This is a genomic window from uncultured Serinicoccus sp., assembly GCF_947487915.1.
Lineage (GTDB): Bacteria > Actinomycetota > Actinomycetes > Actinomycetales > Dermatophilaceae > Ornithinicoccus.
In genome coordinates, this window is the sequence record NZ_CANKYH010000007.1 from 134433 (window position 1) to 150471 (window position 16039).

Below are 16039 nucleotides of genomic sequence, written 5' to 3' on the forward strand. Positions count from 1 at the left end.
ACCGATGCCCGCGATCCGCGTCGTTCCGCCTAGAGTGGGCGCTCATGGCCTCGAACTTCGACATCGAGCTGAAGGACGCCGTCGCGCCGCTGGTCCTGGCGATCGACGTCGGCTCCACCGCCAGCAGGGGCATGGTCTACGACGCGCACGGGCGTCCGGTCGGCAAACGGGCCAAGGTCTCCCACACCTTCACCACCGCCGGGGACGGCACCTCGGAGATCGACCCCGACCAGCTCGTGGGCGAGGTCCGCACCATCATCGGCGAGCTGCTCGGCGCGCTCGACGGGCACGAGGTGGCCGGTGTCGCCCTCGACACCTTCGCCTCCTCGCTGGTCGTCGTCGACGCCGACGGGGCACCGCTCACCCCGTGCTTCACCTACGCCGACGGGCGGTGCGCAGACCAGGTGCGCGAGCTGCGCGAGGAGCTCTCGGAGGAGAACCTCCAGCAGCGCACCGGTACCCGGGTGCACTCCAGCTACTGGCCCGCCCGGCTGCGCTGGCTCGCCGCCGAGCGGCCCAAGGTGATGAAGAAGGCGGCCACCTTCCTCTCCCTCGGCGACTACCTCCTCATGAGTCTCATCGGCACCGTCGCCACCGGCACCTCGACGGCGTCGTGGACCGGCCTGGTCGACCGGCACACCGCGCAGTGGTACCCCGAGCTGGTCGAGATCTGCGGCATCGACGCCGACCGGCTGCCGCCCATCCACCACCTCGACGAGCCGGTGGAGGTGGCCGACTCCCACGTCGACCGCATCGCCGCTGACTGGCCCGGGCTGGTGGGCGCGCGCTGGTACGCCCCCATCACCGACGGCCTCGCCGCCAACGTCGGCCTCGGGGCGCACGACGAGACCGCCATCGCCGCCTCCTGCGCCACCTCGGGGGCGCTGCGGGTGCTGGTGCGCGAGATGCCGGAGACCCTGCCGCCGGGGTTGTGGTGCTACCGCGTCTCGCACGACCGGGCCCTGCTCGGCGGTGCGCTCAACGACGTCGGCCGGGCGCTGGCGTGGGCCGACGTCACGCTCGCCGTGGACCAGGTGGGCCCGGAGTCGCTCTCCGCGGCGCTCACCGCCGAGCCGCACCCCACGACCCCGATCGTCCTGCCCTTCTTCACCGGCGAGCGCAGCACGGGGTGGGCCTCGGAGGCCCGCGCCGTCCTGGCCGGGGTGACGGCAGCCTCCGCGCCCGCGGAGGTCTACCGCGGGGTGGTGGAGGGGATCGCCCTGTCCTACGCCCGGATCGCCAGCCAGCTGCGGGAGGTCGCTCCCCAGCCGGAGAAGCTCTACGCCGGCGGCTCGGTCGCCTCCGACCGCCCCGAGCTCATGCAGATCATGGCCGACGCCATGCGCACCCCGGTGACCCCGGTGACGATCAAGCGCTCCACGCTGCACGGCACCGCGCTGCTCGCCCTGGAGAGCCTGGCCCCGGACGTGCGCCGGGCCCGGCCCCACCGCGGCGCGACCCTCTCCCCCGACTACGCGCGCCGGCCGTACTACACCGACCGGTTCCGCCGCTTCCAGCAGGTCTACGAGGCCCTCTTTGACTGAGCCGCCCGTCCGTTCGCTCGCCGACGACCTGCGGGGCCGGACCGACGACGAGCTCGCCCGGCTGCTGCAGACCCGGCCCGACCTGGCCCGTCCTGCCCCGGCCGACGTGACCGCCCTCACCGGGCGCGCCACCACCCGGGCCAGCGTGCAGCGGGCGCTGGAGGGCCTCGACCTCGCGCACCTGCAGGCGCTGGAGGCGATGATCGTCGCCTCGCCGGCGTCGGTCGGCGCCGTCGCCGCGCTGCTGGACACCGACGAGCACGAGGCCCGGGCGGCCGAGCTCGTCGACGACCTGCACGCGCTGGCCCTGTGCTGGCGCTCGCCGGAGGGTATGCGGCCCGCCCGCGCCGTCGCGGACGTCGTCGGCGTCCCCGGGGGGCTGGGGCCGGTGGCGGCCGGGGGGCCGACGGGCGAGCAGCTGGAGACGGCGCTCGCCGGGCTGCAGCCGCGCCACCGCAGCCTGCTCGAGGCCCTGACCTGGGGCCCGGCGCGCGGGGCGGTGGCGGCGGTGCCCGGGGTGGGCGAGGCCTCGCCGGTGTCGCTGGCCGCGCAGGAGCTGGTCGAGGCGGGTCTGCTCCAGCGCGAGGACGAGGGTCATGTCGTGCTCCCCCGCCAGGTGGCCCTCGCCCTGCGCGGCGGCCGGCTGCACCGCCACCCGGCCATCGAGCCACCGGCCGTGGAGCACACCACGCTGGACCAGGACGTCGTGGACGCCGCCGCGGGCGGTCGCGCCGCCGAGCTCGTCGTCCTCGTCACCGAGGTGGTCGAGGAGTGGGGGGCCCGCCCGCCGAGGGTCCTGCGCTCCGGCGGGTTGGCGGTGCGCGACCTCACCCGGTTGTCCGCCCACCTGGAGACCGGCACCCAGGAGGTGGCCTGGCTGCTGGAGACGGCGCACGCGGCGGGACTCGTCGCGGTCGACGACGGCCGGCGGCAGACCGTCGCCGAGGGCACCCCCGTGTGGGCGCCGACCACGCTGGCCGACGACTGGCTGGACGAGCCCGCCGGCGCGCGCTGGGCCGCCCTCGCGCAGGCGTGGTGGACCACCTCGGCGGCACCCGGCCTCGTCGGGACGTCCGACGGGGGGCGCGTCAACGTGCTGTCGACCGCGACGTCATACCCCCTGGCGCGGCAACGCCGGCACGACACCCTGCGGGCCCTGGCCAGCCTGCCGCCGGGCGCGGTCGGCGCGGTGGAGCCGCTCGGCGAGCTGCTGCGCTGGCGGCACCCGCTGCGCTCGGCGCGGTCCACCGGCGACCACGGTGTCGGCCCGGACACGGCGCTGCGCGAGGCCGAGTGGGCGGGCTTGACCGGTCGTGGCGCCCTGTCGACCCCGGGGCGCGCGGTGGTGGCCGGCGACCCCGCGGCCGACCTCATGGAGCCCCTCGTGCCGCCCGCGGTGGACCACGTGCTGCTGCAGGCCGACCTCACCGCCATCGCACCGGGCCGCCTCGACGGCCCGGCCCGCACCCTGCTGCGCCTCGTGAGCGACGTCGAGTCCCGCGGCGGCGCGACGGTGCACCGCTTCGGCGAGCAGAGCGTGCGGCGTGCCCTCGACCTCGGCTGGACGGCCGACCGGGTGCTCGAGGAGCTGGCCGCCGTGTCGCGGACCGGGGTGCCGCAGCCGCTCGACTACCTGGTGCGCGACGTCGCCCGCCGCCACGGGGTGGCCCGGGTCGGGGCGTGCGCGGCCTACCTGCGCTGCGACGACGCCGCCCTGCTGGACCGCATCGAGCACGACCGCGCCCTCGGGATGCTGCAGTGGCGCCGGGTCGCCCCGACCGTGCTCGTCTCGCCGGTCGCCGCACCCACGGTCATGGACCTGCTGCGCGAGGAGCAGTACGGCCCGGTCGCGGACGGCGCCGACGGCAGCCTCGCCCTCGCGGTGCAGCGCCACCGCGCCCCCCGGACCACCACGCCCGCCGTGCGGGTCAGCGGGGTCGACGAGACGGTCGCCCGGCAGGTCGTCGGCGTGATGCGCCGGGGCGACGCGTCGGCCGCGGCCGGCGGTGGTGACTGTGGGGCCGACGCCAGCACCGACCCGGTCGTGGTGAGCGCCACGGTGCGCGAGGCCGCGGTCGACGGGCAGGCCCTGTGGATCGGGTATGCCGACGACGCCGGCGGGGTCGCCACCCACCTGGTGCGACCGCTGGCGGTCGAGGGCGGCCGGCTGCGGGCGAGCGTGGGCGACGCCGACGTCACCCGCACCTTCCTGCTGCACCGGATCACGAGGGTGAGCCCGGCGCAGTGAGCCCGAGCCGCACCGGCCCCCGCACGGACCGTCGTGAGGAGGCCGCCCCCTCGCGCCCCCCGCGAGACGCGCCGCCTCCCGGCGACGGCACTGGCGACGACACTGGCGCCGGCACTGGCACCGCAGTCCCCCCGTCGCTGACCGCGCGCTACCGCCCCGAGCTGCACGGCCTGCGCGGTCTGGCGATCGCCCTGGTCGTCCTCTTCCACGTCTTCGGCGACGGCCGCGTGTCCGGCGGCATCGACGTGTTCCTCGCGATCTCCGGCTTCCTCTTCACCGGGATGCTCGCCCGGGAGGCGGTGCGTACCGGCGGCCGGGTCGACCTCGGGCGCTACCTGGGCCGCATCGTGCGCCGCCTGCTGCCCACGGCCGTGCTCGTGCTGGCGGCGACCTGGCTGGCCGGGCGGTTGCTGCTGCCGGAGACCCGGTGGGTGCAGCTGGGGCGCGAGGTCCGCGCGAGCCTGACCTACGTCGAGAACTGGGAGCTCATCGCCTCCCAGCTGGGCTACGGCGCGGCGGGTGCCTCGACCAGCCCGTTGCAGCACTTCTGGTCGATGTCGGTCCAGGGCCAGTTCTACCTCCTGTGGCCGGTGGTGGTGGTGCTCGGCGTGCTCCTGGCGCGGGGCCTGCGGGTCGGCCCGCGGCCGGTGCTGCTGGGCGTGGTCGCCGGGGTGTGCGTCGGGTCGTTCGGGTATGCCGCGTGGCTGCACCAGGCGGACCAGCAGGTGGCCTACCTGCACACCGGGGCGCGGCTGTGGGAGCCGGCGCTGGGCGGCCTGGTGGCGCTGCTCGCGCTCGACGCGCGCCTGCCGCGGGCTCTGCGGCTGACGCTGGGGTGGGCGGGGGTCGGCCTCGTGGCCAGCTCCGGGCTGGTGCTCGACGGCGGGGCGCTGTTCCCCGGACCGGCCGCCCTCTGGCCCGTGGGCGGCTTCGCGCTGGTCCTGGCCGCCGGGTCGACGGACAGCCGGTGGGGGGCCGACCACTGGCTGTCCGGTCGGCTGCTCGGCTGGGTCGGCGACATCGCCTACCCGCTTTTCCTGTGGCACTGGCCCGTCGTCGTCTACACCCTCGTGGTGACCGGGCAGGAACGGCTCGGGCTGGCCGCGGGAGCCCTCGTCATCGCGGCGTCGGTGCTCCTGGCCCACCTCACGCACGCCCTGGTGGAGCGGCGGGTGACCGCCTCGCCGATGCGCCGGCCGTGGCTCGTCATCGGCGTCGGCGCCCTCGTCGTCGCGCTCGGGGCGGGGCTGGTCGGCGGCTGGACGGCCGCCCTGGTGCGCGAGCGGGAGGCTGCCCTCGCCCAGGCGGCGCAGGACTCCCCCGACCATCCGGGGGCGGCCGCCCTGGACGAGCCCGGCTTCGGCAACACCGGCGCCACCCCGGTCCCGGCCCTGGCTGCCGCGCCGCAGGACAACGCCGACGTCTACCGGCAAGGGTGCATCCAGGGCCACGAGGACACGCAGGCCGCCTCGGAGGTGCTGGTGTGCCCCGGCACCGACCCGGGCGCCGAGCACACCCTGGTGGTGACCGGCGGCTCCCACGTCGTCCAGTTCCTGCCCGCGCTGGAGGTCGTGGCCGACGAGCAGGGGTGGAACCTCGTCGTGGCCAGCCGCTCGGGCTGCCACCTCACGACCAACACCGGCGCCTACCCGCAGCAGACCGACGCCACCCCGACGGACAGCTGTGTCGCCTGGAACGCCGGCTTCCTGGAGACCGTCGAGGAGCTGGACCCGGACGCCGTGGTGACCCTGGGGTCGACGACCCAGCCCGGGTCCGAGCAGGTGTCGCGCGGCTTCGTCGAGGTGTGGCGCGAGCTGGACCGGCGCGGGATCGACGTCGTCGGCCTGCGGGACACCGCGCGGATGCCGCAGGACGTGCCCGACTGCCTGGCCGAGCACCCGGAGGAGCCGCGGGCCTGCGCCATGCCGCGGGAGCCGGCATACCGCGACTCCGCGCCCTACCTGGGCCGGGACGACCTGCCGGCCAACGTCTCCTTCGTCGACGTCGTGGACCAGATCTGCACGGACCGGACCTGCCCGGCGGTCGCGGGCGACGTGGTGGTCTACAGCGACCACAGCCACGTCACCGCGACCTACATGCGCACCCTCGCCCCGGCCCTGGACGCACGGCTGCGCGAGGCGGCGCCCCAGCTCTACCGCTAGTCGGACGGGCCGGCACCGGCCGGCGGCGGGACCGCCCCCGGTTGGGGGCTAGAAGATCCGCACCCGGTCCTCGGGGTCCAGCCAGAGCGCGTCGCCCTGCTGGGTGCCGAAGGCCTCGTGGAAGGCGTCGACGTTGCGGACCGTGTTGGCCCGCAGGTCGGCCGGGGCGTGCGGGTCGATCGAGAGCAGCCTCCGGGCCTCCTCCTCCCGAGCGACGGTGCGCCATACCGAGCCCCATCCGAGGAAGAAGCGCTGGTCGCCGGTCCAGCCGTCCACCTCGGGCGCGGAGCCCTCGGTGGCGATGGTGTAGGCGAGGTAAGCCAGCTCGAGCCCGCACAGGTCACCGATGTTCTCGCCGACCGTGAGACCGCCGTTGACGGTGGCGGTCCCGCCGGGGATGTCGCGCGGCGACAGGGTGTCGAACTGCTCGACGAGCCGCCGGCTGCGGGCGTCGAAGGCCTCCCGGTCGGCCTCGGTCCACCAGTCGGTGAGCGAGCCGTCCCCGGCATACCTGCTGCCCTGGTCGTCGAAGCCGTGGCCGATCTCGTGCGCGATGACCGCCCCGATGCCGCCGTAGTTGGTGGCGTCGTCGGCGTCGACGTCGAAGAACGGCGGCTGCAGGATGGCGGCGGGGAAGACGATCTCGTTGAGCATCGGGTGGTAGTAGGCGTTGACGGTCTGCGGGGTCATGAGCCACTCGTCGTGGTCGATCGGTCCGCCGACCTTGGCCAGCTCGCGGTCGGTCTCGAACGCGGCGCCGCGGCGGACGTTGCCCACGAGGTCGCCGGGGTCCAGCTCGTAGGCCGTGTAGTCGCGGAAGGTGGCCGGGTGACCGATCTTGGGACGGAAGAGCGCGAGCTTCTCCTCGGCGCGCTCCCGGGTCTGCGGACTCATCCACTCCAGCTCGCCGATGCGGCGGCGGAAGGCCTCGGTGACGTTGGCGACGAGCTCGGTCATCCGCTCCCGGGCTGCCGGGGGGAAGTGCGCCTCGACGTAGAGCTGCCCTGCGGCCTCGCCCAGCAGCGCCTCGACGATGCCGACGCCGCGCTTCCACCGCTCCTTGTTGGCCGGGGTGCCCGACAGCGCCCGGCCGTGGAAGTCGAAGTGCGCCGCGACCAGGTCGTCGGTGAGGTAGGGCGCGAGCGAGTCGAGCAGCCGGACGGCCTGCCAGGCCTGCCAGTCGGCGAGCCGCACCCGGGTCAGCGTCTCCCCCAGCGCGGCGAGCACGTCGGGCTGGCGGGCGACGACGGCGTCCAGGGCGCCCGCGGGCGCGCCGAGACCGTCGGCGAAGGCGTCCCAGTCCATCCCGGGGGTGAGCCCGGCGAGCTCCTCGCGGGTGAGCCGGGTGTAGCTCTTCACCGCGTCGCGCGCGGCGACCCGGTCCCGGTGGGCGGCGGCGAGGCGCTCCTCGAGGGCGTAGACACGGTCGACGGCGTCGTCGCCCACGACCTCGTCCAGACCGGACTCGGCGAGCGCCGGCCCGGCCGCCTGCAGGAGCCGGGCGAGGTAGGTGCGGTAGGCCTCGCGCACCGTCGCGTGCTCGTCCGCGGTGTAGTAGGCCTCGTCGGGCAGGCCGATGCCGCCCTGGTGGAGGTAGACGATGTAGCTCTCCGGGTCGCCCGCGTCGGCGGTCACCCAGAGGTGCGTGAGCCCGTCGACGCCCTCGCGCTGCAGCTGCGCGGAGAGCCGGACGAAGGCGCTGACGTCCTCGACCTGCGCGATCCGCTGCAGCGGGTCGGTCAGGGGGGTCAGGCCGACCCGCTCGACCTGGTCGGTGTCCATGAAGCTCGCGTAGAGCGCGCCCACCTTGCCGGCCGGGGTGTCCAGCTCGGGCTGCGCCTGCGCCGCCTGCTCGATGAGCTCGCGGACAGCGGTCTCGGCACTCTCCCGCAGGAGGTCGAAAGCGCCGTAGCGGGAGCGGTCCTCCGGGATCGTCGCCGAGGCGAGCCACCCCCCGTTGACGTGGCCGAACAGATCGTCCTGGGGCCGCACGTCGGTGTTCATCCCTGCACGGTCGATACCTGACTTCATGGGTTCACGGTATGCCGTGCGCCCGCCGAGGGCGCACCCACCAGCCTTCCGTGGCGTCAGAGAAGGAGTCCGGGACCGGTCCCGGGGGACGCCGTGCCGCCGACCCGCCCAGCACCAGCGGCTCGGGCGTTCACGTGCGCGGCTGAGCCGGTCCGCCCCGGGCGCGTCGCGGCATACCTCGCAGGTATGCCCTCAGAGCAGGTCGGTGAGGGCGTCCGGGACGAGGCGGGGCAGGTCGGTGCCGGTGGCCGGCCGCCAGACCCCCAGGTCGGTGGGCGCGTCGAGCACGGGGTGCGGGCCGGGCCGGTGCATCGCGTCGTCGAGGAAGCGGGCGTCGTGCAGGACCACCCACTCGTGGCCCGGACGGCCGTTGAAGACGAAGATGTTCTCCAGCACGGCGACCCGCTGGCCCACCTCGATCTCGGTCTCGAACTCCTCGCGGAACTCTCGGCGCAGCGCCTGCTCGGCGGTCTCCCCGAACTCGATGCCGCCGCCGGCCGGCCGGTGCAGGCTCTCGCCGCGGGCGGGGTCGAGGTACTCGGTGACGAAGAGGGCGCCGGAGGACGGGTGCCGGATGAGCGCGAGGGCGAGCACCCGGATGTACGTCGGCGGGAGGTACTGGCTCGCGCTCGGCCCGTCCTCGGTCACGATGTCCACCGGGCCACTGTAGGGCCAGGCACCGCCCCTGCGCGTGCGACCGCCGGGCCCAGGACCTCCCCCCGGGCCGCGCCACAGGAGTAGCGTCCGCCTCATGAACGCCATCGAGCTCCAGGCGGTGACCAAGCGGTTCGGGCGCACCACCGCCCTCGACGGGCTGACGATGCAGGTGGCGACGGGTGAGGTGCACGGCTTCCTCGGCCCGAACGGCTCCGGCAAGTCGACGACGATCCGGGTGCTGCTCGGGCTGCTGCGGGCCGACTCCGGCACCGCCCGGCTCCTGGGCGGCGACCCGTGGTCGGACGCCCCCGCGCTGCACCGCCGCCTGGCCTACGTCCCCGGCGACGTGGCCCTGTGGCCCAACCTCACCGGGGGCGAGGTCATCGACCTCCTGGGGCGGCTGCGCGGGGGCACCGACCCGGCGCGCCGGGCGGCGCTGCTGGAGCGCTTCGACCTCGACCCCACCAAGAAGGGCACGACCTACTCCAAGGGCAACCGGCAGAAGGTCGCGCTCGTCGCCGCCCTGGCCTCGGACGTCGAGCTGCTGCTCCTCGACGAGCCCACCAGCGGGCTCGACCCGCTCATGGAGGCGCAGTTCCGCGCGGTCATCGCCGATGAGCGCGGGCGCGGCCGCACCGTGCTGCTCTCCAGCCACATCCTCTCCGAGGTGGAGCACCTGTGCGACCGGGTGTCGATCATCCGCTCCGGCCAGGTCGTGGAGTCCGGCACCCTCGCCGAGCTGCGCCACCTCACCCGCACGCTCGTCGTCGCCGAGCTGGCCGCCCCCGTCCCGGAGGGCCTGGCCACGGCACCCGGCGTCCACGACGCCGAGCTCGACGGCCACCGCATCACCTGCCAGGTGGACGACACCGAGCTCGGCCAGGTCATGTCGCGGCTGTCCGCGCTCGGGATCCGGTCGATCACCTCGACGCCCCCGACGCTGGAGGAGCTCTTCCTACGGCACTACGACGAGTCCGGGCGATGACCGGGCTGGGCTCCCTGGTGCGGCTCGCGCTGCGGCGCAGCCGGTGGTTCTACCTCGCCTGGGTGCTCGCCCTCACCGCGGTGGTGCCGCTCACGGCGGCGGCCTACGAGCAGATCGTCGACCCCGGCAACGCCGACCTGCTCATCGCGACGATGACCAACAACCCGACCATGCGGGCCATGCTCGGGCCGCCGGTGGACCTCACCAGCGCCGGCGGGTTCACGGTATGGCGCGTGGGCACCTTCGCCGCCGCCATGGCCGGGATCATGGCGGTCCTCGGCGTGGTCCGCTCCACCCGGGCGGAGGAGGAGGACGGGCGCACCGAGCTGCTGCGCTCCGGCGCGACCGGTCGGCACGCCCCGCTGGTCGCCGGGGTGCTCGTCGCGCTCCTCGCCTGCGCGGCGCTCGGGGTGGCGGTGGCGGCCTCGATGACGGCCGTCGGGGAGCCGGTCGCCGGCTCGGTGGCCTTCGGCGCGGGGCTGGCGCTGGTCGGAGCGACCTTCGCCGGCGTCGGGGCGGTCGCCGCCCAGCTCACCGCCTCGGCGCGCACCGCCAAGGCGCTGGGCCTGTGGACCCTCGCCGCGGCATACACCCTGCGGGCCGTGGCCGACGGCTCGACCGACGAGGCGGTGCGTCAGCTCGCGTGGGGGTCGCCGGTGCAGTGGATGGCGCTGACCAGGCCGTATGCCGACGAGCGCTGGTGGGTGCTCGCGCTCCCCGCGGTGACGGCGGTGGTGCTGCTGACGCTGGCCGTGGGGCTGGAGACGCGGCGGGACCACGGGTCCGGGCTGTGGGCGGCGCGGCGGGGCCGGGCCGAGGCGGTGGCCTCCCTGGCCACCCCGGGGGCGCTGGTCCGGCGACTCCAGCGCGGGCAGGTGATCGGCTGGACCATCGGGCTGCTGCTCTTCGCCCTGGCGATGGGGTCGCTGTCGACGGCCTTCGACGACATGCTCGAGCAGGTGCCCCAGCTGCGCCTGATCTTCCAGCGGATGGGCGGCGGCGCCGAGCAGCTCGTCGACGCGTTCTTCGTGGCCCTGCTGTCGATCGTGGCCGTGCTCATCGCCGTCGTCGCGGTCCAGCTCTTCTCCCGGCTCGCGGCCGAGGAGGAGCGTGGCCACGCCGAGCTGGTGCTCTCGACCGGGGCCACGCGGGGGCGGCTGCTCGGGGCCTACCTGCTCGTCGCCGCGCTCGCCCCGGCGCTGATGCTGGTCGCGGTCGGCGCGGTCATGGCGCTCAACCAGGCCCGCGCCACCGGCGACTGGGGCATCGTGGCGGAGGTGGCCGGCGCCGGGGCGGCGCTCGCGCCGGGCGGCCTGCTGGTGCTCGGCATCGCCGTGCTGCTGCACGGGTGGGCGCCGAGGCTGGCCTGGCTGACCTGGGTGGTCGTGGCCTGGAGCCTCGTCATGGTCTGGGTCGGGGCGGCGCTGGACCTGCCGGAGTGGCTGACCGAGCTGACCCCCTGGTCGCCACTGCCGCAGCTGCCGGTGGAGGACATGGACTGGCTCGCCGTCCTGGGGATGACCGGCCTGGCCGCGCTGCTGCTCGGCCTCGGTGCCGTGGGCTACCGCCGCCGCGACATCACCAGCACCTGACGCACGACCCACCGAGCGCCGCACATGGTTGCCCCCCGGACCACCGAGCGCCGCACATGGTTGCCCCCCGGACCACCGAGCGCCGCACATGGTTGCCCCGGAGCACCCGCGCGGCGCCGCGACGGCTCAGTCGCCGGCGAGCGCCTTGACCACGCGCGAGGGGGCGGGGCGGCCGAGCTGCTCGGCCATCCAGGTGCTCGTGGTGACGAGAGCGTCCAGGTCGGCGCCGTGCTCGATGCCCAGCCCGTCCAGCGCCCACACCAGGTCCTCGGTGGCCAGGTTGCCGGTCGCCGACTTCGCATAGGGGCACCCGCCGAGCCCGCCGGTCGAGGCGTCGACGACCCGCACCCCGCGACGGATCGCGGTCATGGTGTTGGCGAGCGCCTGGCCGTAGGTGTCGTGGAAGTGCACGGCGACCTGCTCCATACCGATCCCCGCGTCGTCCAGGGCGTCGAGCAGCCGCAGGACGTGCCCGCTCGTCCCGACACCGATCGTGTCGCCGAGGGACAGCTGGTCGCAGCCGAGGTCCATGAGGCGGGAGCAGGCGTCCACCACCTGCTCGACCGGCACCGGCCCCTCCCACGGGTCGCCGAAGCACATCGAGACGTAGGCGCGCACCCAGGCGCCGGCGTCGAGGGACCGCTTCACGACCGGGGCGAACATCTCCACCGACGCGGCCACCGAGCGGTTGAGGTTCTTCTGCGCGAAGGTCTCGGTGGCGCTGCCGAAGATCGCGACCGAGGTGACGCCCTTCTCCAGCGCCCGGTCGAGGCCCCGCTCGTTGGGGACGAGGACCGGGCGCTGCTGCCCCAGACCGTCCTCGCCCAGCAGGTCGAGCAGCTCCTCGGCATCGCCCAGCTGGGGCACCCACGTCTGCGGGACAAAGCTGGTGAGCTCGACCGTGCTCAGCCCGGCGGCCAGCAGGCGCCGCACGAACTCGGCCTTGACGGGCGTGGGCACGACGGACTTCTCGTTCTGCAGGCCGTCACGCGGGCCGACCTCGTAGATGGTGACGCGGTCCGGCATCCCTGGCGTCGGCTCGGTCATCGGCAGCGTGCGCGTCATGGCGCCAGCCTGTCAGATGCCGTCGGGGCAGGGGCGCCTGCGACGAGGGCCGACGGCAGGTGTGCCCGTGACCCGGTGGACCGAGGGGTATGGGCGGGTCGTCGGCCCAGGCGTTCACGTGAACGGCTGAGCCGGTCCGGCCGGGCGTGTCGTCGGCCCAGGCGTTCACGTGAACGGCTGAGCCGGTCGGAGGGTGGAGACTGCACGCCTCAGCGCAGGGCGAGCGCGGTGGCGACGGCGGCGGTGGCCGCCTCGTGCCCCTTGTCCTCCTGCGACTCCGGCAGGCCCGCCCGGTCCAGCGCCTGGGCCTCGTCGTCGCAGGTCAGGACGCCGAAGCCCACGGGCACACCGGTGTCCACGCTCACCTGGGTGAGCCCGGAGGTCGCCGCCTGGCACACGTAGTCGAAGTGCGGGGTGCCCCCGCGGACGACGACGCCGAGGGCGACGACCGCGTCATACCCCTCCCGGGCCAGGCGCGCGGCGGCCACCGGCAGCTCGAAGCTGCCCGGCACCCGCACCTCGCGGACGTCCTCGACGCCGGCCTCCTGCAGCCCTCGCCGCGACCCGTCCAGCAGGCCGTCCATGACCGTGGTGTGCCAGGACGCCGCGACCACGGCGACCCGTAGGCCGCGTCCGTCGACGCTGATGGTGGGGGCTCCGTGGCCGCTCATGCTGTGCTCCTGCTCTCGTGGGTCTGGCGGGGATCGTCGGTGCTGGACAGAGGCGTCTGGGGCCCGTCGCCCGGGAACCGGTGTCCAGACGTGCCGGCCGGGGCATGCGCCGCCGGGTCCGACAGGTGGGGCAGGTGCCCCAGCCGCTCGACCTTGGTGCGCAGGTATGCCGCCGCCTCGGCCGGCGCGGGCCGTCCGGAGGGCACCATCTCGGCGACGGTGAGGCCCAGTCCGGTGAGCGCCGCCACCTTGTCCGGGTTGTGCGTCAGCAGGCGCAGCGGCCGACCGGCCAGGCCGAGGTCCTCGAGGATCGCGGCGGCGGCCGTGTGGTCGCGGGCGTCCACCGGCAGCCCCAGCGCCTCCTGCGCGGCGACGGTGTCGAGGCCGTGGTCCTGCTGGGCGTAGGCGCGCAGCTTGTCGATGATGCCGACGCCGCGACCCTCGTGGCCGCGCAGGTAGACGACGGCGCCGCCCTCGCGGGCGACCCGGGCCAGGGCGTCCTGCAGCTGCGGGCCGCAGTCGCAGCGGCGCGACCCCAGGGCCTCCCCCGTGAGGCACTCGGAGTGCACGCGCACCAGCGGCCGCGGGCCGGGGTCCGGGTGCCCGAGCAGGGCGAGGTGCTCGACGCCGGTGACGAGGTCGCGGTAGCCGTGGACGACGAGCTCGCCGTGCTCGGTCGGCAGGACCGAGCTGGCGACGCGCTCCACCCGGTCGTGCCGCCGCCGGTAGGCGACGAGCTCGGCGATGGTGATGACGGGCAGGTCGTGCTCGGCGGCCAGGGCGTGCACCTGGGGCCCGCGCAGCATCTCGCCCTCGTCGTCGACCAGCTCGCCGATGACCCCGACCGGGGCGAGCCCGGCGAGCCGGCACAGGTCGACGGTCGCCTCGGTGTGCCCGGGCCGGGTCAGCACCCCGCCCGCACGGGCGCGCAGCGGGATGAGGTGCCCGGGCCGGCGCAGGTCGGCCGGACCGCTGGCCGGGTCGGCGAGCACCCGGGCGGTGCGGCAGCGGTCACCGGCGCTGATGCCGGTGGTGACGCCGGCCGCCGCGTCCACGGTGACGGTGTAGGCCGTGCGCAGGTGGTCCTCGTTGTCGCGCACCATGAGCGGCAGGTCGAGGCGGTCGGCCACCTCCGCCGGCAGCGGCGCGCACAGGAACCCCGAGGTGTGCCGCACCGCCCAGCCCGTCCACGCCGGGGTCAGCGTCTGCGCGGAGAGCACGACGTCGCCCTCGTTCTCCCGGTCCTCGTCGTCGAGCACCAGCACCGGACGTCCCTCGCGCAGCGCCGCCAGCGCCTGCGGCAGTCCCGCGGCGCTCATCGGTCCAGCTCCGGGTCGAGCAGCCGCTCGGCATACTTGGCGAGCACGTCCACCTCGACGTTGAGCGCGTCACCGGGCTGGCGGTGGCCCAGCGTCGTGAGGTCCAGCGTGGTGGGGATGAGCGAGACCTCGAACCAGTCCCGGCCCACGGCCGAGACGGTGAGCGACACCCCGTCGAGGGAGACCGAGCCCTTGTGGGCGACATAGCGGGCCAGGTGCGGTGGCAGCCCCAGCCGCACCACCTCCCACCTCTCCCCCGGGGTGCGGGAGAGCACGGTCGTGGTGCCGTCGACGTGGCCCTGGACGATGTGGCCGCCGAGCCGCCCGGTGACCGGCAGCGAGCGCTCCAGGTTGACCGGGTCGCCCGGGGCGAGCGCACCGAGCGTGGTGACGGCCAGCGTCTCGGCCATGACGTCGGCCTCGAAGCCCTCCTCGGTGTGCCGGGTCACCGTCAGGCAGACCCCGTTGACGCTGATCGAGGCGCCGTGCGTGGCGTCAGTGACCACCTGGGGGCCGCGGATCTCGACGACGCTGGCGTCCGGGCCGTCGGTCCGGGTGACGAGCGTGCCGAGCTCCTCGACGATGCCGGTGAACATCAGTCCTCCTGGGCGGGGGTGGTGGGGCGCAGCCGCAGCTGCAGGTCGGGGCCGAGCGTGGTGACCTCGACCAGCTCGAGGCGGGCGGCGTCGGCGATGGTGCCGATGCCGAGGTCGGGTATGGCGTGCGGGCCGGCACCGAGGAGGGCGGGGGCGAGGTGCACGAGCAGCTCGTCGACGAGCCCGGCGCGCCAGAACGCGCCGCCCACCGTCGGGCCGCCCTCCACCAGCACGCTGTGGACGCCCCGCTGACGCAGGTCGGCGAGCACCTCGACCGGGTCGTGGGTGCGCAGGTGGACGACCTCGCCGGGGCGGGGGTCGTCCGCGTCGTGGTCGGCGGGTCGGCGGCCGGCGGCGGCGTCCGCGACGGCCGCGGCCAGCCGGGAGCCGACCGGCAGGTCGCGCGTGCCGACGACGACGCGCAGCGGCTGGTCGGGCGCCAGCATGCCGTTGTCGTCGCGGGCGGTCAGGCCCGGGTCGTCGGCGTGCGCGGTGCCGGTGCCCACGAGCACGGCACCGACCCGGGAGCGCAGGGCGTGCGCGGCCTCCCGGGCCTGCGGGGAGGTGATCCACCGGCTGGAGCCGTCGGCCGCGGCCACCCGGCCGTCCAGCGTGCTGGCGATCTTCCAGGTGACGTGCGGGCGACCGAGGCGGGCGGCGCGGGCCCAGTCGGCGACGACGTCCTCGGCCCCGGGGTGCGGCTCCCGGCGCACGTCCACCCCACCGGCGGCGAGCACCTGCGCACCGCCGCCCGCGGCGGTGACGTCGGGCACGGCATACACCACCGCGGCGACGCCGGCCTCGACGAGCGCGGTGGCGCACGGCGGGGTGCGGCCGTGGTGCGTGCAGGGCTCGAGGGTGACGACGGCGGTCGCCCCGCGGGCGCTGCCACCGGCGGCGGCCAGGGCGGCGGTCTCGGCGTGCGGGGTGCCGGCCCCACGGTGGGCGCCCTCGGCGAGGGTGGAGCCGTCCGGGGCGAGCAGGACGCAGCCGACGCGGGGGTTGGGGTCCCGGGCGGGGCCGCGGCGGGCCAGCTCGACGGCGCGGTCCAGGGCCCGCTGCAGGGCGGCGTCGGCGATCGTCGACTGCTGGGTGGCGGTCACCTCACGTCCTTCCCGGTCGATGCCCGGGGGGCGTGGGGAGGACGAGGTCGGGGCGGGTCGTCGCCG

The 16039-nt window shown here is 75.5% G+C and carries 12 protein-coding genes; 5 read left to right on the forward strand and 7 right to left on the reverse strand.

The window, feature by feature from the left end:
* Positions 1 to 44 precede the first annotated feature (44 nt).
* Genes Q0795_RS10710 through Q0795_RS10720 form a run of 3 tightly spaced genes read left to right on the forward strand, consistent with a single transcriptional unit; the run spans position 45 to position 5954 of the window.
* Positions 45 to 1544: a gluconokinase gene (locus Q0795_RS10710; protein ID WP_298889521.1), complete on the forward strand. Its 1500-nt coding sequence runs from the start codon at positions 45 to 47 to the stop codon at positions 1542 to 1544.
* Positions 1537 to 3792, forward strand: a complete 2256-nt coding sequence (locus Q0795_RS10715) for a helicase-associated domain-containing protein (RefSeq protein ID WP_298889523.1) — start codon at positions 1537 to 1539, stop codon at positions 3790 to 3792. The genes Q0795_RS10710 and Q0795_RS10715 overlap by 8 nt, the downstream gene beginning before the upstream one ends.
* Positions 3789 to 5954, forward strand: coding sequence for an SGNH hydrolase domain-containing protein (locus Q0795_RS10720; RefSeq protein ID WP_298889525.1), 2166 nt, complete (start codon positions 3789 to 3791; stop codon positions 5952 to 5954). Before Q0795_RS10715 ends, Q0795_RS10720 begins: the two co-directional genes overlap by 4 nt.
* Before the next feature lie 48 nt (positions 5955 to 6002).
* Here Q0795_RS10720 and Q0795_RS10725 read toward each other — a convergent pair whose 3' ends face one another.
* Positions 6003 to 7985: a M13-type metalloendopeptidase gene (locus Q0795_RS10725; RefSeq protein ID WP_298889527.1), complete on the reverse strand. Its 1983-nt coding sequence runs from the start codon at positions 7983 to 7985 to the stop codon at positions 6003 to 6005.
* Between the two features lie 192 nt (positions 7986 to 8177).
* Entirely contained in the window at positions 8178 to 8642 is a 465-nt protein-coding gene (locus Q0795_RS10730) for an NUDIX domain-containing protein (protein WP_298889529.1), read from the reverse strand.
* Positions 8643 to 8736: 94 nt separating this feature from the next.
* Here Q0795_RS10730 and Q0795_RS10735 point away from each other — a divergent pair, with 94 nt between their 5' ends.
* Positions 8737 to 9627, forward strand: a complete 891-nt coding sequence (locus tag Q0795_RS10735) for an ABC transporter ATP-binding protein (protein ID WP_298889531.1) — start codon at positions 8737 to 8739, stop codon at positions 9625 to 9627.
* The gene (locus tag Q0795_RS10740) at positions 9624 to 11219 is read left to right on the forward strand and encodes a hypothetical protein (protein ID WP_298889534.1); all 1596 of its coding nucleotides are present in this window, start codon (positions 9624 to 9626) and stop codon (positions 11217 to 11219) included. The genes Q0795_RS10735 and Q0795_RS10740 overlap by 4 nt, the downstream gene beginning before the upstream one ends.
* A gap of 126 nt (positions 11220 to 11345) precedes the next feature.
* Here the strand turns inward: Q0795_RS10740 and Q0795_RS10745 are convergent, their stop codons facing one another.
* From Q0795_RS10745 to ribD, 5 genes are all read right to left on the reverse strand, one after another.
* On the reverse strand, positions 11346 to 12284 hold the full coding sequence (locus Q0795_RS10745; RefSeq protein WP_298889536.1) for a hydroxymethylglutaryl-CoA lyase: 939 nt from the start codon (positions 12282 to 12284) through the stop codon (positions 11346 to 11348).
* 209 nt (positions 12285 to 12493) lie between these two features.
* Positions 12494 to 12955 (reverse strand): 6,7-dimethyl-8-ribityllumazine synthase, encoded by a 462-nt coding sequence (gene ribH / locus Q0795_RS10750; protein WP_298889538.1) that lies wholly within the window; start codon positions 12953 to 12955, stop codon positions 12494 to 12496.
* Complete coding sequence (gene ribB / locus Q0795_RS10755; protein WP_298889540.1) at positions 12952 to 14274, reverse strand: 3,4-dihydroxy-2-butanone-4-phosphate synthase; 1323 nt, start codon at positions 14272 to 14274, stop codon at positions 12952 to 12954. Before ribB ends, ribH begins: the two co-directional genes overlap by 4 nt.
* Complete coding sequence (locus tag Q0795_RS10760) at positions 14271 to 14870, reverse strand: riboflavin synthase (protein ID WP_298889542.1); 600 nt, start codon at positions 14868 to 14870, stop codon at positions 14271 to 14273. The genes ribB and Q0795_RS10760 overlap by 4 nt, the downstream gene beginning before the upstream one ends.
* Positions 14870 to 15973, reverse strand: coding sequence for a bifunctional diaminohydroxyphosphoribosylaminopyrimidine deaminase/5-amino-6-(5-phosphoribosylamino)uracil reductase RibD (gene ribD, locus Q0795_RS10765; RefSeq protein ID WP_298889544.1), 1104 nt, complete (start codon positions 15971 to 15973; stop codon positions 14870 to 14872). The genes Q0795_RS10760 and ribD overlap by 1 nt, the downstream gene beginning before the upstream one ends.
* Positions 15974 to 16039: the final 66 nt, after the last annotated feature.